15 protein-coding genes and 1 tRNA gene are annotated in these 22,109 nt (G+C 59.5%); 4 read left to right on the forward strand and 12 right to left on the reverse strand.

Features of this window, described 5'->3' with window-relative positions; translation table 11 throughout:
- Positions 1-26: 26 nt before the first annotated feature.
- The 4 genes from XX99_RS25305 to XX99_RS25320 form a co-directional block, all read right to left on the reverse strand.
- Positions 27-416, reverse strand: a complete 390-nt coding sequence (locus tag XX99_RS25305; protein ID WP_050062182.1) for an EVE domain-containing protein — start codon at positions 414-416, stop codon at positions 27-29.
- Positions 416-1,393: a 3'-5' exoribonuclease YhaM family protein gene (locus XX99_RS25310; protein ID WP_050062183.1), complete on the reverse strand. Its 978-nt coding sequence runs from the start codon at positions 1,391-1,393 to the stop codon at positions 416-418. Before XX99_RS25310 ends, XX99_RS25305 begins: the two co-directional genes overlap by 1 nt.
- A gap of 33 nt (positions 1,394-1,426) precedes the next feature.
- Positions 1,427-3,337, reverse strand: coding sequence for a peptidylprolyl isomerase (locus XX99_RS25315; RefSeq protein WP_050062184.1), 1,911 nt, complete (start codon positions 3,335-3,337; stop codon positions 1,427-1,429).
- Between the two features lie 331 nt (positions 3,338-3,668).
- Entirely contained in the window at positions 3,669-4,865 is a 1,197-nt protein-coding gene (locus tag XX99_RS25320) for a DUF2029 domain-containing protein (RefSeq protein ID WP_050062185.1), read from the reverse strand.
- 136 nt (positions 4,866-5,001) lie between these two features.
- Between XX99_RS25320 and XX99_RS25325 the strand changes: the two genes are divergently transcribed.
- The gene (locus tag XX99_RS25325; RefSeq protein WP_050062186.1) at positions 5,002-6,615 is read left to right on the forward strand and encodes a S41 family peptidase; all 1,614 of its coding nucleotides are present in this window, start codon (positions 5,002-5,004) and stop codon (positions 6,613-6,615) included.
- Between the two features lie 186 nt (positions 6,616-6,801).
- Here XX99_RS25325 and XX99_RS25330 read toward each other — a convergent pair whose 3' ends face one another.
- From XX99_RS25330 to XX99_RS25340, 3 genes are all read right to left on the reverse strand, one after another.
- Positions 6,802-9,480, reverse strand: coding sequence for an ABC transporter permease (locus XX99_RS25330; protein WP_050062187.1), 2,679 nt, complete (start codon positions 9,478-9,480; stop codon positions 6,802-6,804).
- Positions 9,480-9,839, reverse strand: a complete 360-nt coding sequence (locus XX99_RS25335) for a PadR family transcriptional regulator (RefSeq protein WP_050062188.1) — start codon at positions 9,837-9,839, stop codon at positions 9,480-9,482. The genes XX99_RS25330 and XX99_RS25335 overlap by 1 nt, the downstream gene beginning before the upstream one ends.
- 157 nt (positions 9,840-9,996) lie before the next feature.
- The gene (locus XX99_RS25340; protein ID WP_197081950.1) at positions 9,997-11,715 is read right to left on the reverse strand and encodes a hypothetical protein; all 1,719 of its coding nucleotides are present in this window, start codon (positions 11,713-11,715) and stop codon (positions 9,997-9,999) included.
- Between the two features lie 250 nt (positions 11,716-11,965).
- Between XX99_RS25340 and XX99_RS25345 the strand changes: the two genes are divergently transcribed.
- Together XX99_RS25345 and XX99_RS25350 are read left to right on the forward strand one after the other, a co-directional pair.
- Positions 11,966-13,663, forward strand: a complete 1,698-nt coding sequence (locus tag XX99_RS25345) for an alkaline phosphatase family protein (protein ID WP_050062190.1) — start codon at positions 11,966-11,968, stop codon at positions 13,661-13,663.
- A 72-nt stretch (positions 13,664-13,735) separates the two neighbouring features.
- Positions 13,736-14,209, forward strand: a complete 474-nt coding sequence (locus XX99_RS25350) for a GNAT family N-acetyltransferase (protein ID WP_050062191.1) — start codon at positions 13,736-13,738, stop codon at positions 14,207-14,209.
- A gap of 34 nt (positions 14,210-14,243) precedes the next feature.
- On the opposite strand, the gene XX99_RS25355 is transcribed toward XX99_RS25350, so the two are convergent.
- The 5 genes from XX99_RS25355 to XX99_RS25385 all read right to left on the reverse strand — a co-directional run bounded on the left by XX99_RS25355 (position 14,244) and on the right by XX99_RS25385 (position 20,891).
- Positions 14,244-16,022, reverse strand: a complete 1,779-nt coding sequence (locus XX99_RS25355; RefSeq protein WP_184084624.1) for a MutS-related protein — start codon at positions 16,020-16,022, stop codon at positions 14,244-14,246.
- Between the two features lie 725 nt (positions 16,023-16,747).
- Positions 16,748-18,055 (reverse strand): glycosyltransferase, encoded by a 1,308-nt coding sequence (locus tag XX99_RS25360; protein ID WP_156186212.1) that lies wholly within the window; start codon positions 18,053-18,055, stop codon positions 16,748-16,750.
- Positions 18,056-18,198: 143 nt separating this feature from the next.
- Positions 18,199-19,467: an MFS transporter gene (locus XX99_RS25365; protein WP_231581636.1), complete on the reverse strand. Its 1,269-nt coding sequence runs from the start codon at positions 19,465-19,467 to the stop codon at positions 18,199-18,201.
- 809 nt (positions 19,468-20,276) lie between these two features.
- Positions 20,277-20,498 (reverse strand): hypothetical protein, encoded by a 222-nt coding sequence (locus XX99_RS25380; protein WP_050062197.1) that lies wholly within the window; start codon positions 20,496-20,498, stop codon positions 20,277-20,279.
- 316 nt (positions 20,499-20,814) lie between these two features.
- Positions 20,815-20,891, reverse strand: a tRNA-Arg gene (locus XX99_RS25385).
- A 150-nt stretch (positions 20,892-21,041) separates the two neighbouring features.
- On the opposite strand from XX99_RS25385, the gene XX99_RS25390 reads away from it, so the two are divergent.
- Complete coding sequence (locus tag XX99_RS25390; protein WP_050062198.1) at positions 21,042-22,061, forward strand: zinc-dependent alcohol dehydrogenase family protein; 1,020 nt, start codon at positions 21,042-21,044, stop codon at positions 22,059-22,061.
- Positions 22,062-22,109: the final 48 nt, after the last annotated feature.

Here is a 22,109-nt window from a genome sequence, read left to right on the forward strand (position 1 = left end):
GCTTCGTCTGAATTATTTATTTTAGATCAATCGGTGAGCCAGTCCCACTGCGCCTCGGTCAGAGGAACCACCGAAAGCCGGCCTTGATTGATGAGCGGTGAGCCGGTAAAAACCTTGTGAGCTTTGATCTCCGTCAGATTGTGCGGCGTTTTCACCGGCTTGCCCACCTTAATGCGAACCAGCGGCACCTTAGGATCGGTGGGATCAACGGAGACTACTTTCGCCGTGCCCATCGCGGTCCGCTCATCGCCGGTGTGATAGATCACCAGCCGGTCGTTGGGCTTCATCTCGCGCAGAAATTTCACCGCCGCAGGATTCGTGACGCCGTCCCAGATAGTCTCGCCGTCGCGCTTGAGATCGTCGAAGGAATAGACGCTCGATTCGGTCTTCAGCAGGTATGCCGTTGCTCGTTCCATCAGATCTTTTCCTTTTCGAGGAATGCCGCGGTGTTCAGCAGCGGCCGTTCCATCGAACGCACCCATTCGGTGACCTCACCCGCAGCTCGGCCGGAGGCAACGTTGCGCCCGAATTCGTTCTGCATGGTCTGCATCTTGGCGTCCATGTCGTCAAGATAGTGCAGCAGCACCGCTTCGGGGATCATGGGCAGCTTGGGCGAACCATATTCATACTTGCCGTGATGGCTCAACACCACATGCTCGACCAGCACGCGCAGGCCGGGCGGGAAATCCGGAATCGCCGCGATCTTTCTTTCGATCATCCCGATGCCGATGGTGATATGCCCCAACAGCTGGCCTGGAATGGTGTAGTCGAAGCTGGTTCCCCAGCGCAGTTCCTCGAGCTTGCCGATGTCATGCAGGATCGCCCCGGTGAGCAGCAGGTCGCGATGTACGGAATAATGCTTCGCCGCCAGTTCGCAGATGCCGATCAGCGAGACTACGTGCTCCAGCAGGCCGCCAATCCACGCATGGTGCATGCTCTTGGCCGCGGGAGCTTCTCTGAATGCCGCAGCAATCTCGGCATCATCCAGGAACGACCGCAACAGAGCCTTCAGATGTGAATCGGTGAAGCTGTTGACGCAGGCGTTCAGCTCCGCCCAGAGCTCATCGATGTTTCGCTCCGTATGTGGAACCAGATCGGCGAGGTCGTATTCGTCCCGCGTCGCCGCACGGATGCGCTCGACATTGAGCTGGAGTTTTTCCTTGTAGCGGCAGACCTGGGCACGCAGCTTGACCACGTCGCCGACTGCGAATTCGCCGGCTTCGCTCGTCTCCCACATCACCGCATCCACCTGCCCGGTGCGGTCTCCGAGGATCAGAGAGAAATAGCGGGAGCCGTCCTTCTTGCTGCGCACCTGCTTGCCGGTGACAGCATAGAACGCCGTAATCGCCTGGTTTTCAAACTTGGCCAGGTCCGCGATGGTGGTTTCTTTCATCGATTTTCTTTACTGCTTCAAGGCTGCACAGGTTTACGGCTGAGTGGGAGCAGACGGCTGCGCCGGCGCGGGCGCAGCTGCCGGAGCAGGTGCAGGTGCAACAGCTGGAGCAGCAGGTGTCTCAGCCGGAGCGGTGGTGCCACCCGGCTGATCCTTCTTCTCATCCGTCATGCGGCGCTTGGGACCGGTCTTCGACAGATTCGGCTTCTTCTGCTTTGACGTGTCGCCATTCAGACCGAGCGGCTTTTCCTGCTGCTTCTGGGCCGCCACTTCGTCGTCGGTAATCGGCGGAGGGGCGAAGGGATCGACCTTGTCCTTCTTGGACTTCGGATCCTTGGGGCGAGCCGACAGGCGAGTCTTTGCCTTCTTCTCGCTTGCCTCGTTGGGGTTGGCCAGCGAGCCGTCGGGATTCAGCGTCTTCAGATCGGAAGGAGGAGTGTTCGAGGCAACCTGATCCCCGGTTTCGCCGGTATTGGCTCCCGCATCCTCGCTCTTGGTCGCGGCGGCGGGAAGGGTCTCGCGGGGCGCCTGCCCGTAGCGAATCTTCTCTTTCTTGCCTGGCTTCTGTACCGGAGCTTTCGCGGTTGCAACCTGGCTGTTTGCAGATGTGCCCGTTGCCGCCGGGGTCGTCGTCGCGGCTGCCGTCGTTCCTGAGCTGGTGCTTCCAGGCGTTGCCACTACCGGTGCTGCCGCCGCGCTGCCCTGCGGTACGTCCGCCAGCGATGGCACACCCTTCGGAGCTTCTGGCGCAGCAGGAGCGGCCGCGGCCGTTTCCGTCGTCTTCTGCTTTGCGCCCCGGCCACGCTGCTGGTAATAACGGGTGCGCGTCACCTTTACATGCTTCTTCGGAGTCGGCGGCGCATAGGCGCTATACACCGGCTTCATCTCGTTCGGGCTGGCGCCGGAATCCTCGTAGCCCGCCTTGATGTTGATGTAGGCGTCCTCGCGCAGCTTGGTCAGATAATCGCGCAGCGCCGGACCCATCTTGGTCATGCCGACCGCGTCTTCGATCTGCGGCTCCACATCCTTATAGGACTGAACACCGCCGGCATTGTGCTGCACCACCTGCAGGATGACGAATCCCTGCTTGGTGCGAATGGGCTGCGTATATTGTCCGGGCTTCAGGTTGAAGGTCGGATCTTCGAGCTGCTTGGCCAGCTGCCCGCGCTTGAAGTCGCCGAGGTCGCCGCCCTGCGCCGCAGTGGGACCGCCCGACGTGCTCTTGGCCAGATCCGCAAAGCTGCCGCCCGCCTGCAACTTCGCATACACATCGTCGGCCTTCTTCTTGGCCGCATCGACCTGCGAAGCGTCGTCAGGATTCGCGGTAGAAATCAGGATCTCGCTCAGCCGCACCTGCTCAGGCAGATCGAACTCCTGCTTGTGCTGGTTGTAATAGCCCTGGAGCTCGGAGGGAGTCACATTGACGTGCCGCCCCACCTCATCGCGAATCACCTGCTGGGAAATGATCTGATTGCGGATGCTCTGCTTGAAGTCTTCCCAGGAGACGCCCTGATCCTCGGCTGCCTTCTGCAAGGCTTCCATCGAGGGCAGGTTGTTCTGCTTACGCATGTCATCCAGGCGCTTGACCAGCTCGGTCTCGCCGGTGATGTCTAGCTCCTTGGCCTTGGAGAGCAGCAGCTGCCGGTCGATGAGGTCGCGCAGCAGTTCGCGCTTCTGCTCAAAGATCTGCTGCTGGGTCCATTGCTGCTGCTGAGCCTGGGTCTGCAGGTCCTGCTCGGAGCGCGCGTAATCCGACCGGCTGATCACCTGATCGTTCACGCGTGCAACTATTTCTTCCACCACCGTTCCCTGGTAAGGAGATTGCTCCTGCGCAGTCGGTTTTGCAGCTTGGGCAAAGGCGGGTGGGATGGAAGTCACGGCCAGGCTGGCAACCAGCGCGGCGCAGGAGATTGCAAATCGATTCGGCGTAAAACGAAGGGTCATCTGTATGAACGTCTCAGTCGGCAGCAGCCGGAAGAAGGCCGGAAATGGAGTTGAATCACCGGAGTTGGTCCGCGCTGTGCTTTCGCCATTCTAAACACCCGCCCCAACGAATGCCAATGAAGCTTCGGGAACCCCATTTCCTCGTAAGCCTGCTACTTGCTTTGACGTTCGATCAGCGCCGCCAGCGTGGGCTCCAGCTCCACTTTGCCCTTGCGCGAGCCGGCTTCGCCCTTTTCGAACTCGATCCAGCCCCGATTGAAGCCGTCGAGCATCTGGGCGCGAGTTCTTCCTGCCCTCAGGATGGCGAATCGCCGCGGTCTCCGGACGGATACTAATTTGCTACTGCTGCGCTCTCAGGCTTCCGCGCGGGCGGCGTGGAACGCCACAGCCAACAGTATCCGGCGGCGAAGGCGACTACCAGCACCAGCGTCTCGTACGCACCCCAGGCGTCTACGTGATGAGAGCGGTGGCGGATATACAAAGTCAGCATCGAAGGCAGAAAAATCGCGGAAAGCAGCAGCAGATAACGCCGCGTTTGAAGGGCTTCGGCCAGCAGGATAAAGGCGGCCAACAAGCCGACATAGGAGTCGTACCGCTCGATGCGCGGGTTGCAGAGAATGATGGCCGTCAGCAAGAGCGCCAGCCAGACGCCTCCTTGCGCCTCCTCGGGGAGTCGGCGGCGAAGCAGATACAGTGCGACAACAATCGCAACAATAAATGCGGCCTGCACCACAAAAGGCAGCAGATCAACCCCGCGGTGGAGCAACTTGCGCTCCATGGTCGCGGCGGTGCCCAGGATGCCGTATCCATAATCGGCATGCGCTCCCACCTGGATATTCGCAGCCGCCACGAAAGCCCGGTAGCTGACGGGAGCGATCCATCGCTGCAGCGGATACGTCGCCGCAGCCGCGACCCCGCACAGGGCGCTCTTGATCCACTGCCGCCTGCCCGCGAAGACCGGCAGGATGAGCACCAACAGGAAGGCGATCTTCACCATCCCGATCAGAAATGCCGCGGCGTAGAACCATCCCCAACGATTCCGCCGCAAACCCGGCAGCGCGGCCAGGAGTGTCAACAGATAAAAGATATTCGCCAGATTCCCGGCACGAAGCGACACCAGCCCTGCAAATCCCGGCTCGGCAACATAGAGGGTGTAAGCAAATGCCACACTCAGCCACGCGCGGCGGAAATAGAACTGCGCCAGAACCAGCGGCAGGGTCAGAGTCGCCGCGATGTGGCACGCGATGAAGAGATACCAGGCCCAATGCTCCGGCATCAGGCCGGCAAGCGCTCCCGCAATCCATAGAAAGATTGGCGGATAAACAAAGATCAGGCCTTCCGCAGCCGTGTAGGCGTCGCGATGGGCCCGCCAGTCGCCGATGGCCCGGGCATAGACCTGCGCATCCCAGAAAAGGTGGCTTCCGCCGGGGTTCAGATAGGCGTAGAGCCCGAGAACAGCAACAAAATACAGCGCGAGATACAGCGGCTTAGGCGGCTGGAGCCGCTCAGCCGGCGAGTCAATACTCATTCAGATTCATCCGGAGGATTCGACGCAGGGGAGCCCAGTCTACCATTCGAATCCGGCGGCGAATGCTATACTTTGGGGTAATGCGCTCCCGATAAATCCTTTCCCTGCAAGCGGGAGCCGAAGGATTTCTCTAAGCATGTCTTCCCGCGCCCGCCGCACCGCTTTCTCTCTTGTCGTCTTCTTTTCCGCATGCGGACTGGCCGGTATGTTCATCAGCCAGAAAGTCGGCGCGCAGTCCTCAACGGACGAGTCTTCCTTTCGCGATAGCCTGAAGAATTTCACCAGCGTCTATCAGATCGTCTCGGAAAATTATGCCGAGCCTCTCACCGGCGACAAGCCGGACACCGCGATCTACGACGGCGCCATCCCCGAGATGCTGCACGTTCTCGATCCGCACTCGAACTTCTACGATCCCAAGGCTTACGCCAAGATGCGCGAGGACCAGCACGGCCGCTACTACGGCGTGGGCATGGTCATCCAGCCGCAGAACAACAAGATTGTCGTCGTGTATCCCTATGAGGGAACGCCATCGTTCAAGGCCGGCCTGCGCCCCGGCGATGTAATCGTTTCGGTCGAGGGAAAATCCACTGACGGCATGGATTCCGCGGCCGTCGCCGACATGCTGAAGGGCCCCAAGGGCACGCATGTCCACCTCACCGTTTCGCGTGAAGGCGCCGCCGCGCCCATGACCTTCGACCTGGTCCGCGACGAGATTCCCCATCCCTCCGTCGATTTGAAATATGAGATCAAGCCCGGCATCCTCTACCTGCACATCACGCAGTTCCAGGAGACCACCGGCCGCGAGTTCTCCGATGCCATCGACCAGGCGGGCGATCTGAAAGGCCTCGTACTCGATCTGCGCGGCAACCCCGGCGGCCTGCTCACCGAGGCGGTCAGCGTATGCGATAAGCTCCTCGCCCGCGGACAAGTGATTGTCTCGCAGCGCGGACGCGCCTATCCCGAGCAGATCTATCGCGCGACCCACGGCAACGGCGGCCGCGACTTCCCCATCGTGGTGCTGACCAATCACGGAACCGCTTCCGCTGCGGAGATCGTCTCCGGAGCGCTGCAGGATCACGACCGTGCCGTCATCGCGGGCGAAATCACCTTCGGCAAGGGACTGGTGCAGACCGTCTATCAGCTCTCCGACAACACCGGCCTGGCGCTAACGACGTATCACTACTACACGCCCAGCGGACGGCTTATCCAGCGTAACTACAACGGCGTCTCGCTCTACGACTACTACTACAATCACGACCAGTCGCAGAACGCCAAGGACCGCGAGGTCAAGCTGACGGATTCGGGACGCACCGTCTACGGCGGCGGCGGCATTACCCCCGACGATAAGATCGACACGCCCAAGTCCAATCACATCCAGGATGTGCTCGACGCGCATAACGTCTTCTTCAACTTCACCAAGCACTATCTGGCCAACCGGACCGTCACCAAGGACTTCCAGGTGGACGACGCTGTGCTCGGCGAGTTCAAGCAGTTCCTGACCGCACAGAACATCAGCTATACCGACCAGGAGTTGAATAGCGTAATGGACTGGCTGAAGACCAACATCAAGTCCGACGTTTTCACCACACAGTTCGGGCAGCTTCAGGGATTGCGCGTCCGCGCAAACTGGGATCCTATGATCGCCCAGGCGCTCACCTACATGCCCCAGGCCGAGGCGCTCGAGCAATCCGCCGAGAAGGCCGCGGTAGCCAAGCAAACCGCCCGCAACAACAACCCAGCCTCCGAATAGGGACTCGCCGTCCAGGCGTATGCGCCTTTGGCGCGATTCCTGGCGGCTTCGCTCCCTTTGGTCGCTTCGCTTTTATGCTTGTGGATGTGGCCAACGGGTGGTTTTAAGCAGTCACCATTCTGAGCAACGCGAAGAATCCAAACTTCGCTGGCGGCGAAGCCGCGGACGCCTGGACGGCCAAGTCCCCTAGTTGTTTCGGAGCGCTACCAGCGGATCGATTCTGGACGCTCTTCGCGCCGGCACATATCCGGCTACGAAGGCCACCAATGCGAGCAGCACCGTCATCGCCGCAAAGGTTATCGGGTCGGTTGGCGCGGTCCCGTAGAGGAGGCTCTCGATCATGCGCGCCAGCCCCAGCGAAACCAGCCCGCCCAGAAAGATCCCCATCGCCGCCAGCGCCAGTGTTTTTCGGATCACACCCAACTGAACTCGTCCGGTGGTAGCTCCGAGCGCCATGCGAATGCCAATCTCCTTGGTCTGCTGGGTCACCGAGTAGGAAATCACTCCGTAGATGCCGAGCGACGCCAGCAACAGTCCCAGGCCGGCGAAGCTGGCGACCAGCACGACGAAGAATTTTCGCGGCGAGACGGCGCGATCCACCACTTGCGCGATGGGACGAAACTCCGCTGCCGGCTGATTCGGGTTCAGCTCCCGCAGGGTGTGCAGCACAGTGCCCGCCAGAGCCGCCGGCGGCACAGCGGAGCGAATGACCAGCTGCGCGGCGTTCGGACCCTGCTGCGTGATCGGGTAATAGATTTGCCAGCCCGGATCGCCCTCCACGCTATCGGCATGCACATCGTCCACCACGCCGACCACCACGCAATCCCCGCCGTTGGCCTGGAGAATCTTGCCCACCGCGTCTTCCCCAGGCCAATAGACGCGGGCCGCGGAAGCATTGATCATGATCACCCGCTGGCTGTTCGGTCCATCAGACCAGGTGAAGTCTCGTCCGTGCAGCCGCATTCCCATGGCGCGCATATATCCCGGGCCGATGACGTAAACCAGCGGCCCGTGCAGAACTCCCTCCGGATAGACCTTTCCCTTCGGAGTCGGCGTTCCCCATGCCCGGTTCCTGCCCAACGGAAGATAATCGGCAAAACCTGCCGCTTCCACTCCGGGCAGCGCGCTTACCCGCTCCGCGATTTGCCCGAGGATCACGCCGCGCTTCTCCGCTTGCGCGGCATCGGTCGGCGCGCTGTCGTCGTACTCCACCTTCATCGACGCGCTGTGCTCCGGCTGGAAGCCCAGATCGATATCCACCACCTTCAGGAAGCTGTGCAACAGCAGTCCCGCTCCCACCAGCAGCACACAGGCCAGCGCCACTTCGCCGATCACCAGCGCCGTGCGTATACGCTCGTGTTTGCGTCCTGCGCCCGCTCCCGCACCTGAATCCTTGAGCGTCTCATGCAGATTGCCGCTGGCCATGCGCAGCCCTGGAACGAGGCCGAACAATATAGCCGTTGTAGCTGCGATCACTACCGTCCAGCCCAGGGCGACTCCGTCGATGCGCACCGAACTCAGCAGCGGCAGTGCAATCGCCTGCTGATGAGAGAGCCAGAAGATCACGCCCGATGCAAAGCCCAGCCCCAGCAAGGCTCCCGCTCCGGAAAGGATGAGAGCCTCGGTCAGCAACTGGCGCACCAGCCGACCGCGTCCTGCGCCCAGCGCCGCGCGCATGGCAAATTCCTTGCTCCGCGATGCGGCCCGCGCGAGCAGCAGGTTCGACAGATTGACGCAGACGATCAGCAGGATCGTTCCCACCGCGCACCACAGTACGACCAGCGACCGGCGCAGCCTTCCGCCCACATAATCCTTCAGAGTCTGCACTTCGATCGAAACGCCGGTTTTGTTCACGTAGCTTCCGCATGTATTCGGTTGCTTCGCGCTCCAGCAAAGATGCGGCACCACCATCTGAGCATCCGCCGCTGCCTGGCTCACGCTCACACCCGGCTTTAACCGGCCGATCAGGGTCACGATGTTGCCCCATGTCCGCTCATCGTCCAGAATCAGCGGCACAATCATGTCCACCTTGGAGCCGGGAGAAAACACTGCGCCGAAGTCGAAGCTCGCCGGCAGCACACCCACCACGGTTGCCGGGTGTCCATTCAGATCGATCTCCTTACCTACGATGTTGGGGTCCGCCGCGAACTGCCGCCGCCAGTAAGGGTTGGCGAGAAGCGTGACCGGATGCGCACCCTGCCTCGCTTCCTCTGCGGTGAACAATCTTCCCATCGCCGGCTGCACGCCGAGCACTCGAAAGAAATTCCCAATCACTTCTATCCCGGTGGCTGGCTCCGGCTGGCCGCGCCCGGTCAGGCGAAGATTGTCCGGACTCGTGAACGCCATGTAGCCCGTGATGTCCTGGTAGGAGCGGCTCTGCGCCTTGAACTCCTCATACGCGTCGACGGAGTAGGTCGCGCACGACAGGCCACACTTTTGCGGCGGCGGCGCGATCCACACCAGCTGCTGCGATTGAGGAAACGGCAGCGGCCGCAACAGGATGGTATTCACCACACTGAATACCGCGACGTTGGCGCCGATGCCCAACGCGAGAATCAGCACGGCGACGATAGTGAAGCCGCGGTCTTTGCGCAGCGTGCGGAAGGTGTAGCGCATGTCCTGCATCAGCACATCGACCCAGGGCAATCCTCGCGTCTCACGGTGTTGTTCTTTGGCCTGCATCATCCCTCCAAATCGGATCAGAGCGCGGCGGCGCGCTTCTTCGGCTGCCATTCCCCGCTGCATGTTCTCTTCGATCGCGAACTCCAGATGCGAAGCCATCTCCGCATCTAGGTCGCCGTCCAGCGGCGCCTTGTGAAAGAACGCCAGAATGCGATTCCAGCCTCGCCGCAGGGAATCGATCATCAGCTTTCCTTGTCCATGGCCAGGACATTCATGGCTAAGACGCGGCCCATCACACCGGACAGCCGCTGCCAGTAGGCCGCATCTTCGGCAAGCTGCTTGCGGCCGCGCTTCGTGATCTCGTAGAACTTGGCCTTGCGATTGTTCTCGGATGTGCCCCACTCGGCGGAGATCCAGCCTCGCTGCTGCAGGCGGACCAGAGAGGCGTAGATGGTTCCCTGGTTCAACAGCACCTCATCGCCGCTCACCTGCTCGATGCGCCGGGCGATGCCGTAGCCATGCTGCGCGCCCATGGCGGCAAGCGTCTGCAGCACCATCAGATCCAGGGTTCCCTGCAATAAATCCAGCTTCGACTCGCCCAATCTTCCCTCCTGTGGGATGACCACACTTATAGCACACCTGTGCTTACGCCACAGGAGAGAAAAAAGTTCAAAAAAATAAAACGGCGGGCTCGAAAGCCCGCCGTTGCAGAGGAAACGCCCTTGGCGCTGATTCCGCCAAAGCCGGAGGTTTGAGAGGCTACCAGCCGCGACCGTGATTGTCGCCGCCGTCGTGTGAAGCCGTTTCGGTCTCCGGAGTGAACGAGACGCCGCGCAGCACTTCGCCGAAGCCGGCCTCGCGCAGAGTCACAAACTGTTCCTTCGCAGCAGCCGGCGCGCTGGTGTTCTTCAGCTCGTCGGTGATGGCCAGCAGCTTGTTCGGATCGGCGCCGGTATCACCACCGCCGCTCACCGTCGACGTGATAGCCCAGATGGTCACCGTGCCATCGTGATTCACCTGGCCGGTGATGTTGCGCAGGCCATCGGTGGCGGGAGCCCAGGGCAGGCCAGTCGCCGCGTTCGTACCCGTTGGATATCCGCGCACGGTGTACGGCTTGCCCAGTTCCAGGCCAGTCTGCAGCGTGTAGGCCAGGCTCCAGGTCTTAGTTGTGGAATTGTAGATCCACTTCTGGAGGCCGGCGGTCGTCTGTGCAGCCGCAGTGGCATAGAAGGTGGAGCTGCTGGTGTCGCCGCTGCCTTCATCGGCGACATAGACGGTATTCGTATCGGCAAACCAGATGCCGAATGGGAATGCGGTCACAGTCGTCTGGCTCTTGTTCGCAATCGCGGGAAAGCCGGCGAGGATGCACATGTTGCTCGGCAGCCCGTCGGTTGCCGGATCGGAAGGAGCAGCGAGCGGCGTAGTCGGCAGTGTGGCCGAGGGTGAAGGCACGCCGACGCCATTGGGGCAGGCTGTTCCCGTGGTGTCCAGGAAGTAGACGGTGTTCACGCCATTGCTGCCGCTGCCTTTGGAGTAGTACAGCACGTTGTCGAAGATGGTCAGGCCGCGGAAGTTATCGTCCTTGCCGATCTTGTCCGCCTTGGTCTTGGGCAGCTCGGTCACCGAAAAGCTGCCTACCGGCGTGGGCAGGCCCGGAGTCTGCTTCGATTCCGCCTGCAGTGAGGGGTCGATGATTTGCGCGCCAGCTCCCAGCACAACGCCGCTGGGCTGAGGATTGCTTCCGTTGCCGGCGTTGCCGGTCGTGTAGAAGAAATTCGCTCCGTTGCTGTTGTTCAAGATCGCCGCGCGGCCATTGTTTCCGCTATAGGCGTTGGTTTCGGTGAAGGTGAAGCGTCCGCGCGAGTCGAGCGTCGCCACGGCGCGGAAAAAATTCTGGCCGACCGGATTCGTTCCGTCCACAGCATCAGGAGTGTTCGAGTTCGAAACGTCGATGGTGTTCACCGGCGCCACGTATCCCATGAAGGTGAGATATTTTCCGTCGGTCGAGAGGTTAAGCGCGATCTCCGACTTCGAGCTGAAACTGGTTACCAGCTGGTTGCTGGTGTTTCTAACTCCATACTGCAGGCTGTTAGGGACCTCGATCGAGTTCAGCAGCCGGCCATAGGGTGTGATCTGATCCAGAAATATCCGCGACGTGATGCCGAAGCTCGGGTCATAAATCACGTTGTTGAAGACGGCAGGATACGCTCCGTTGTCGGGAGCACCGCTGGGCGCAGAGCATCCGCCGGTGGTGCCCGAGCATCCCGGAGGCAGAACGGTGCCCACCTTCACATTGTTCGGATTGTTGTCATAAACACTGCGGCTGACCACCAGGTTGCCCGGCAGGAGCACGCGATCCTCGCCTCCATGACCAAAACCGAATCCCTGCGCGCTTGCTGAAACACCGCTCGCTACTGTGGCGACAGCGAAGACAGCGGCTGCGCCTTTCCACACTCTCTGGGTGCTTTTCTGTTTCATTGCTCCTACTGACATTTAAGAACTTCTCCTGATTTCATCTCGCGCTTATAGAACGCCATCGCGAAAATTAGCACCGCACTGTTACAAATTCGTGACCGCGGCCAAGCCGAAGAGAACGCCTTTTCTTTCTATCAATCGATAGCGTTTATAAGTGACAGAAGAATGGCGTATTTGTAATTGATCGAAGATTCATGAGCGCTCAATCATTCCTGTTACCTAAGTCGATAAGTCTTCTTGGCTAGAGGTAAATATGAAGCTAACTACCCCCTTGCTTCTTCTTCTGGCTGCGTCTGCCGCAGCCAGCGCCCAAACCAGCGATTCGAGCCGCTCGGCGATCAAACATGTGCTGCTCATCAGCGTCGACGGCATGCACGCCGTCGATTTCAAAAACTGCTCGCAGGGCGTGGATGGCGGCCAGCCTTACTGCCCGAATCTCGCCAACCTGGGCACCACCGGCGTGAACTACGTTGCCGCCAGCACGTCGAAGCCCTCTGATTCATTTCCCGGCCTGATGACCATTGTTTCCGGTGCGAGCCCACGCACCCTTGGCGTCTACTACGACGTCGCCTATGACCGCACTCTTGCTCCTCCGGCCGTGACCACCGGTAATGGCGTTGCCGCCGGCAACTGCACGCCGAATGTAGCTTCCGGCGGATCGAGAACCGAATTCGATGAAGGCATCGATATCGACCAGACCAAGCTGAATGGCGGCGCTCCCGGCGCGAGCCTCACCGACGGCGGCATCGCTTCGATCGACGCTCAGCGCCTGGACCGCAATCCTGCCGCGGGCTGCGCTCCCGTCTATCCCTGGAACTTCGTTCGCACCAATACCATCTTTGGCGTGATTCATAATGCGGGCGGCTACACCGCATGGTCGGACAAGCATCCTGCCTACTCGGCGGTCGCGGGCCGAGGCGGAAATTCACTCGACGATTATTACGCTCCCGAGATCAACTCGACGGTAGTTCCCTTGCCCGGTGTCAAGACTCCCTCGGGTATTGGCTGCTCGCAAATTCCGGACTCCGCGCGAACCGGCTCCTGGACCAACAGCTTCGTCAATATCCAGTGCTACGACACGCTGAAGGTCAATGCCATCCTGAATGAGATCGACGGCAAGACCCACGACGGCAAGCGCGCGCAGGTCCCGACCATTCTCGGCATGAACTTCCAGGCGGTGAGCGTCGGCCAGAAGCTCATCGAGGCCAACACCGCAATCGGCGGCTATCAGAACTCAGAGGGCATCCCGACGCCCCCGCTGCGCAGCGAGATCCAATTCGTCGACGACTCGATCGGCGAGATGGTGCAGGAGCTGAAGGACCGCGGTCTGTACGAATCGACGCTGGTCATCATCACCGCCAAGCACGGCCAGTCGCCTATCAATCCCAACCTCTACCAGGCGTTTCCAGGACATAGCGGCACCAACGGCACTACACCCGCGACTCTGCTCTCCAGCGTGATCCCGGCGTCGGAATCGCCGCTCAACCCAACCGGCATCGGCGCGACGGAAGACGACGTTTCGCTGATCTGGTTGTCTGACGCCGCCAACATGCCGTCGGCTGTCGACACGCTGGAAAAGAACGCGAAGGAAATCGGCCTGGGAGAGATTTATGCGGGACCGACGCTGTCGCTCAACTACAACACGCCGGGACTTCCGCCGAACGATCCTCGCACCCCGGATATCATCGTGACGCCGAATGTGGGTGTGACCTATACCGGCAGCGCCAGCAAGCTCTCCGAGCATGGCGGTTTCTCGCATGACGATACCAACGTCATCCTGCTCGTCTCCAACCCCGGCTTCGAGCCGCGCACGATTTACTCCGATGTGGAAACGATGCAGGTTGCTCCCACCATCCTCAAGGCCCTGGGACTCGATCCCGGCAGCCTCGACGGCGTTAAGCTGGAGGGCACTTCCGTGCTGCCCCACCTCAACTTCTCCTCCAACAACTAACACGCAGGGATGCGGATCATACCAGGCTCGCATCCCTTCCCTCGTTTCCATCCCGCTGCGATAATTTCAAGCATGAATATCCGCCTCGCCACAGAGGGCGATTTCGACGCGGTGATGCGTCTGATCAACGCCGCCTTCCAGATAGAACGCTTTTTCAAGGCCAAAGACCGCGTCGACGCACCGATGCTTCAGGAGTACTTCGACAAAGGCGTCTTTCTGCTCGATGAAGAAGGAGGCCGGCTCCTCGGCTGCGTCTTTGTCGAGCTCAAGGGCGACCGCGCCTATCTGGGCCTGCTCTCGGTCGATCCCTCACGCCAGAAGAATGGAATTGGCCGCCGCCTGACTGCGGCTGCCGAAGAATTCGCGCGCGAATCGGGCGCGCACTTCATGGACATCACCGTGGTCAACCTGCGCACGGAGCTGCCGGCGATCTACGAGAAGCTCGGATATACGGTCACAGGGACTGCGCCATTCCCGGGCGTCCAGATGCCCATCACCCAGCCCTGCTACTTTATCTGCATGAGCAAGGAGCTGGGGCACAGGTAAGCCGATGGCGTATCGGCTATTTCGACGTAGTCTCCTAAATTATGCCCATCATCTTCACGATCGCGAGAGCATTGGTCTCGTGCGAAACGCCAGGCCGGAGCCTGTAATCAAAGTCCAGCGGCTTTTCAGAACTTCGGCTGGCCATGTGCAACAACACGGTGTCCAGTGCATTGGTTGCGATCTCGGTCAACGCCAGATCGTGTGTGGATAGAACACCGATGCCGTTGCTCGCGAGCAGCGTCTTAACAATTATCTCAGCCGCCACTTTGCGATCGTAAGAATTTGTGCCGCCCAAGATTTCGTCGATTAAGAACAGCACGTTCCGGTTCGACCTTCCCAACTCTACGGTGTGCCGGATACGTTCCACCTCGGCGAGAAACTTAGATTTTCCGCCGGCAAGCGAATCCGTCAGAGCAATCGAAGCGCAGATGGTCAACCCAGAGAGGCACGCTTCGGTCGCGCGCATCGGAGCGCCGGCGAAAGCCAGAACCGCATTCAGTCCCACAGCGCGCATCAACGTACTTTTGCCCGCCATATTCGCGCCGCTGATGATATAGAGCCGCGCTCCATCGCCGAGCGCGACGTTATTACCCACGCAGAAATCGGCGAGCAGTGGATGCCCAAGTTCCTTTGCCTCAAAGTGCGGCCGCCCTTTTACGCAAGAAGGAAATACATGTCCAGGATGCTCATATGCGTAGCCGGCCAGACAGTTGAGCGCCTCAAATTCCGACCAAGCCTCCATCCACGCCTCTAGATTTTTCCCATGCTCTGCGCGCCAACGCTCGCTACTGAGAACCAAGTGTGTCCCCGTAGCCAGCAGTCGGGCGAGAAGATAGAATTCAGGCTTCTCCCGCTGGTCTAACCAACGATTTCTCTTCTCCAGTCGGCGAACTGCGGCGCTTGCCTGCTGCCCACGCAGACGCTCGACAATCTCGCGAAGTTTAGCGGACTCGAAACGCTGCTGCTCCAAGAGGACGAATCCTTGCTGCAGTATCGTCAGTGCTCCGGTCAACTGACCAAGCAGATGTAAACGTGGACGCACACCCCTCGCCAACGTCCAGCTCCAGACAATCTGAACCAGTAGCAGGAAAATCAACGGAAGTAGCCAGTGACTCCACAGGAGAGCGCGGGAGGCGATACACACTCCTATCGCGACGCTTGCGAACGTGAACCCTAGGATCAAATTCTGGCTCCTCGCTGAAATGTCCAATATCGGCAGGTCCTGCCAAGTGCGAAACGTGTCCGCGCTGCAATCCTGAAAGCGATAGTCTCCCAATGCCATTACCGCTTCGCGCAGTCCTGCTGAATCGCAAAGCTCCTTCACCGCCTCCTGCCTTCTTATCGACTCCTCGATAGTGGCAGGATCGAGCAGATACGATGCCAAACGCGAAGCTCCGACTTCTGTTCTTGTAGTGCACAACAGTTCGAAGAGCGATCCTTCTCCCAGCACATTCAAATCGTCCTGATATAAATGGCCTTTCCTGGCAAACTCCGTGCCTTTGCGTCCATTGCCCTGCCATCGGTGTGTCAGACGCTCGATGCCCCGTTCCAAGGACTCGCAATGTAGAGCCAGCTGCTTCCACTTTTCGCCACGGTCTTTATATAGGCGCAAGAAATACAAGGCCGCCACTCCCGCAGGTAACACAATCGCTAAAGCAACAGTATTGTGCCAAACGAAGAAAAGGATTATCAGGACCAACAAACAACATCCAGCGAACGCGGCCAAAGCACGAAGGCGTGCTGGTTCTATTTGGCGAATCTCACTCTGTGCCTCCAACATCCTCCGCGAATAATCATCGAGCGGCGAAGTCACATCGGCGCCGGGACGAGCTCCGGCTACTCCATCAAAAAAGCTCATGGCCAGTCTCCTTTGTCTGTGCTTATGCGCAGCAGGAGTGCAGGCGCTGCGAAATTCGCGCCACACACCATGCGATTAATGCCTAAGCTTGCAGAAAAGGAGGAGGACGCTGGAAAAGGGAGGAAACAGCGAGAACTTATGCAGTGAACCACGGGCGGTGCTCAGAGACAGAAAACCATGCGCTCGCGGTTCGCAAAGAAGAGCCTTAATAAGACAGACGAGACATGCGGCGGCAACGCGGCAAAGGCTCGTAGCATTATGAATAACAAAGAAGAGAAGACCAGCGAACACGAGAAATACAACAAATCTGCCTAAGCCAACGACAAGGAGCTGGCTTCCCTTACCGGTTGCACAGAAAAGGAAACAAGCACAGCCCAAACTCAAGGCGATGCGATGATAGAGTTGCTTGCTCACCGGATTCTCGACCACAGATTAACACGGGGTAGTTGAAGTTCCCGTCCTTTTCGCAACAGATCAATTCATGCGTTTCGCGGAACACAAGAATACCTCCTCTGCCCAATGAAACTACCAAGCCACCTTTCGAAAGTCGTAGCTCATTAATCCTTGGATCTAAGGCTAATCATTAAATCGACGTTTTCGTAAACGCCAACGACCTGATCTTCGTCATAAAGCTGCTGCAACACGATCAACTGCCTCATGCCGCGGTCATGACACGCATCTCAGCGAGCGGATACCAGACTTGGCTCCGACATATTTTCGTTTTGAGCGAGCATCGCGTCCACAGTGCGAGTGATTTCCGCCAGCGCGTCGTAGCGAGAGCAGTCTTCCTGGAGCCGCTTCGCGGCATTTCGATACTGCTCGTTCAACAGAATCGTGCGCACGGCATTGCGGACCTCTTCCGGATTCGCATGCCGGGTTTTCAGATTGATGCCGGCGCCGGCCCATGCAACACGCGCCGAGACCATGTCCTTATCTTCGGTTGTTCCGGAGAGAACCATCGGAACGCCGAGACTGAGAGCGTGGTTCACCGCACCGTAGCCGCCATTCGTGACCAGCACATCGACCTTGGGCAAGATTTTGTCGAAAGGGATGAAGGATGCGACACGGGCGTTTTCAGGCACGTTGAGCGTCTCTGTATCGCTTCGCCCCGCCGCCACGATGACCAGCACGTCCTCGCCTGCAAGGCCGTCCAATGTGGGTTGAATCACCTCGTTGAAGTCATGATTCGCTAACGTTCCCTGAGTCACCAGCACCACCGGCCGCGAGCCATCCAGTTCCTGCCACCAGACCGGCGGCTCGAACTTGACCGGCCGACTCGGCACGATGGGACCGATGTAGCGTATTGTTTCGGGCATCTCGCTGCGCGGATATTCCAGCGCCTCCGGGGCAAACTGAAGAAAGATGTCCGGTAGAAGATAGACACTGTCCACAAAGAAGTGCGGCATGGGCCGGACACCAGAAGAACGCATGATCGCGTTGATGCGCTCGTCCACAGGCTGAAACTTTTCTTGAATCACCTGATTTTCGGTGACGATCTGCTGCTTCTCTTCCGGTGTAGTTGCCGGAGGGACCACCATGCCGCAATCAGCGCTGCTCAAAATCATCGGGTTCACTCCGCATCCAATGACGGGCGGACGGTTCTCCCTGGGCCCCAGGAGCATTGGAAATATGCCCATAAAGAACGTATCCACCAGGATCAGGTCCGGCGGCGTATCCCGAGAAATCTGTTGGATAACCTGGTATTGATCCGGTATGACTTCGGCAAACCTTTCTCTGAACACATGGATCTTCCGATCCTCATCGGACAAATCCTCGCCCCCCGGCACTTCATACATGTGCCGGTAATCGTAGTCGGCCTTGCCCGTCAACGGGACAAAGCGGATACCGGCAGATGCCACTTTGCTGCGAAAGTTTTCCGAGGTAGTGAAGGTGACGTCGTGGCCAATGCGCTGAAGGTGCTCCGCCACAGCCAGCATAGGCCCGACATGTCCGGGGTTCGGTACCGCGCAAACAAGAATATTGCTCAACCGTGTCTCCAAAAATGAAGCTGCATTCGATCTCTCGAATGGGAAACACCTGGCGGCAGTACATTATTCCAGCATGGAAGCAGCGATTCCTCAGAAATTCGCGGCGAGAAAGAGCGTCGGAACCTGGTTTTCGTATGGCACGTTTACCGCGGCGCGCTCTTATATCCTCGCGGCATCGCCGATCGAGAATGACGCCACCATAGCCACACGGCAATGAGCGGCAGATCGGCCAGAGAACTGATCGCTTCTGCCGCGGGGAAGGCGCGAAAGCCCCAGTGATGAGCGGCGCGGCCTTCGAGCCAGGACATGTACGCGATGGGCACGTACGAGCAGGACATCAGGATGGAGTAGCGCAGGCTGCCGCTGTGTCCCACTGCACCGACGACGTCAAGCACCAACCCCATGCAAACGGTCGAGGTGAAGCCGATGGTGAAGAGATAGACGACGGTTCCGATCATGTAGACATCGTGCGTCGGCGGAGCGAAGGCGAGAAAGAACGCCGGTCCTGCGTTGAGGGCACCGGCCAGCGCATACGCAATTTTGCGATCCAGCTTCGTCGGCACCCATCCTCCCGCGAGACAGCCAAAGGCCATCAGCAATCCACCGCCGATGCCGTTGATCCACACGACCGACGCGCCGCTGACGCCGTAGTCCGTGGCAATCGCGGGCAGCAATCCAATCAACGCCCCGGCTCCGGGAGGCGCGAGCAGCAGGATCAATCCCAGTGCGTTTTTCGGCGTCAGGCAGGTGAGGCGCAGCTCCCTTCCTACGGCGCGCCAGTGTGCACCAAAGCTCGGCTTCGACTGCCGAAGGGGCTCTTTCAACAGCAAAACGGTAAGACCGGGAAGGATCACCAGCAGCGCCGCAACGGAAGCCCAGGCGGGCGCCTTCCAGTGCAGCGCGAGATAGAGAATCACGCCGGGCCCGATCGCGCCTCCGCCAAGGTTGCTGGCCTGCGCCCATGCCGCGGTGCGCGTGCGGCTCTCCGGAGCGATCATGGCCGAAATAAGGCCGCCGTACGCTGAAGAGATCAGCATGCAGAAGACCATGCCGAAGAAGAACAGCCACACCGCCGCCTGTGCGTTGCGATAAAGGAGCAGCGAGCCTAGAGCCAGCGAGCCGGCAGAGCCAAAAGTGGCAAGCATGTGCCACCAGCGGCGCGGCATCCAGAGATCGGCGAGTGGACTCCACAAAAAATACAGCGAGGAAGGAATGCCCAGCAGCGCGATGGCGTTGGCCACCTGGTCGGCCGGCATGCCAACCTGGCGCAGTAGATACGACGCGCCTCCGTTGGTCGTAAAGCCCATGTAGATGGCATAGGGCAGCACGATCCAGAGGAAGCGATGCGGCACGGCAAGATTGCGCGCCGGAGGCCGGTCGAGTTGAGGGTCGAGTTCAACCGCGCGAGCCACGCTCAAGCAGATTGCTCCGGATTTCTAATTCGAGAAAGCTCTCCGCGGCGAGCGGCTTGGCATTCACTCGAACACCAAACTGGAATGATCCGCGAGTGACCTTGGGGAGATTCTAGAGCATTCCTCCTTGAGCACGAGCCCGCATGACGCCGGGGACCTCAATCTGTGTGAGGGCTGGGCCTGCGGAGCCGCCGCCGGTGCAGGCCGCTGCGGAGCGAAAAGGCGGGCGTTGCGGAGCGAAAGCTTGAAAGATAACGGAGAGAGGAGCGATTACCACTTGCAGGCCGAGATAATTGCAATTCAGTTCCGGTAACTGCATCCTATGGAGATATCCGGCGACCTAAGCATCCGGTCGTAATGAGGTTGCCATGGACGGGGCGCTGTATCTACTATCCTCAGACTGCCTTGAAGTCGACACCACGTTGTTCATAGAACAAGTTTCCTGGAACTACCGAACCCGTTCTTATACCCGATCGGGGGATGTGAAATCAGTTCAATATCGGGATATAGGCGGATTGCGGGCGAAGCTGACGCTGCTTTGGCTTCCTGAAACTATATGCGAAGAGCATTCGGAAACCCCGGTCTTATGGCTGAACATCCTGCAGGTTCAAATGCTTGGATTCGAGCCACCTGCTGCGCATCCCCGGCTAGCTCACTTGTAAAAATTTTCTCTTGTAGCAGCAGGAGGCGGCCATCGCCTCCATTGGGTAGGGTCAGCGCTGGTCTGTCCCGGCGTGAACTGGCGGAGCTGAAGATATTTGCATATCGATAAACGGAATTGAAATTTCGGAACTACATAATTGCTCACGTTAGACATACTTCATCCGGCGCTTTTCATAACTCCTGGCGAAATCCAGCAGGATACCGCCCCGGCACTTATGCTCGCTCTCGAAGTCGAGTAGCTCCGCTTCAATGGTGGAACTACCGACCGCTCTCGCACAGGTTGTGCAGATCGAATCGTACTGATCCGCGTGCTCATTGAAGCGGTGCACGAAGCGGAGGCCGGACAGATTCTCTGAAAACCTTGCCATGAGTAAGTACTCCGAGGGAGGGAAAACCAAAGGAGTGAGGGAAAATGCGATGCGGGGAGCGAGTCTATCGGCTCCTACCTTCGATGATTTTCACCGGGCTTCTAGACGAAGCATATCCGATGTGGTTCTCAAGCGGTAACTAGGTATTTACCCAGGTTTGTAGATAACCAGTCATCAGAGATAGGACAGGCTATACCAGATCCAGGTGCGGCCTTTTCATCTGATTAGGATTAGTAGTTCAAGGTTATACCGGGTAAGTTCCTCCCCGGAGACATAGCACTCAACTGCCCTTGAGTTATCGAGTCAAAAGGCTTGATGGTGACCCTGGGAAGATTCGAACTTCCGACCTGCGGTTTAGGAAACCGTCGCTCTATCCACCTGAGCTACAGGGCCACAATTCCAGACGCTTGCTTCTCGCCACTTCGACGCTGCGCTCTCCACTCGTGCCAGAAAGCCGCGCTGCTCTCAAGTTTACAACGCGAGCCGCCTTGCAAGGACTGCGAAGGCTCACCTGGACGGGGCCTCTGGCGGTAAGCTGTGGCTATGCGCGCCGCCGTGCTGCACCGTCCCGATCCGTCGAATCGTAATCAGGTTGTCGCCGACCCGCTCCTCATGGAAGACCTGCCGATTCCCGCACCCGGTCCGGGCGAGATTCTGCTGCACGTCGAGGCCTGCGGAGTATGCCGCACCGATCTACATATCACCATGGGCGAGCTGCCTCCGCTGCACGACGCGATCACTCCCGGGCACCAGATCGTGGGCCGCGTCGAGAAGACCGGCGCGAACGTCGATGCCACGATGGTTGGCCGCCGCGTAGGTGTTTCGTGGATGGGCGGCGTAGACGGCAGCTGCATGCTTTGCCGCAAGGGACATGAGAATCTCTGCGACAACCCCGTGTTTACCGGCTACTCCGTCAATGGCGGGTATGCGGAATATGCCGTAGCACGCGCGGACTTCTGCATTCCGCTGCCCGAGGAGGCGCTCCCGGAATCGCTGGCTCCGCTGCTGTGCGCGGGCATCATCGGCTTCCGCAGCCTGCGGGTTGCGGGCGTGGAGCGCGGCGATCGCGTGGGGCTCTTTGGCTTCGGGGCCTCGGCGCACCTGGCCATCGATGTCCTCAAGTCGTGGGAGTGCGAGGTGTATGTGGCGACGCGCGGCGAATCGCACCGGCAGCTGGCTCGCGAACTGGGAGCAACATGGGTGGGCGATGCGCTGGATCGGCCTCCGGAGCCGCTGGACCGGGCCATCACCTTTGCGCCCAGCGGCGATGTGGTGATCTCGGCGCTCAGTTCCCTGCGCAAAGGCGGCGTGGTGGCAATCAATGCCATTCATCTGGACCGCATTCCGGAGTTCGACTACGACAAGCTGTTATGGGGCGAGCGGCAGATTCGCAGCGTAGCCAATATGACTCGCGCCGATGCCAGGGATTTTGTGGCGCTGGCGCACGAGATCGGGATTCGTCCCCGGACGACGCTGTTTCCGCTCGCAGAAGTGAACCGGGCTCTGGAGGCGGTGCGACGGGATGCGGTGGATGGAGCAGCGGTGGTGATGTGCCAGCGCTAGAGCATTTTTCCTATAGGTGTAGATCGAAGAGAGAGGCTTTACGCAGCT

The organism is Silvibacterium bohemicum (genome assembly GCF_001006305.1).
Classification (GTDB): Bacteria; Acidobacteriota; Terriglobia; order Terriglobales; family Acidobacteriaceae; genus Silvibacterium; species Silvibacterium bohemicum.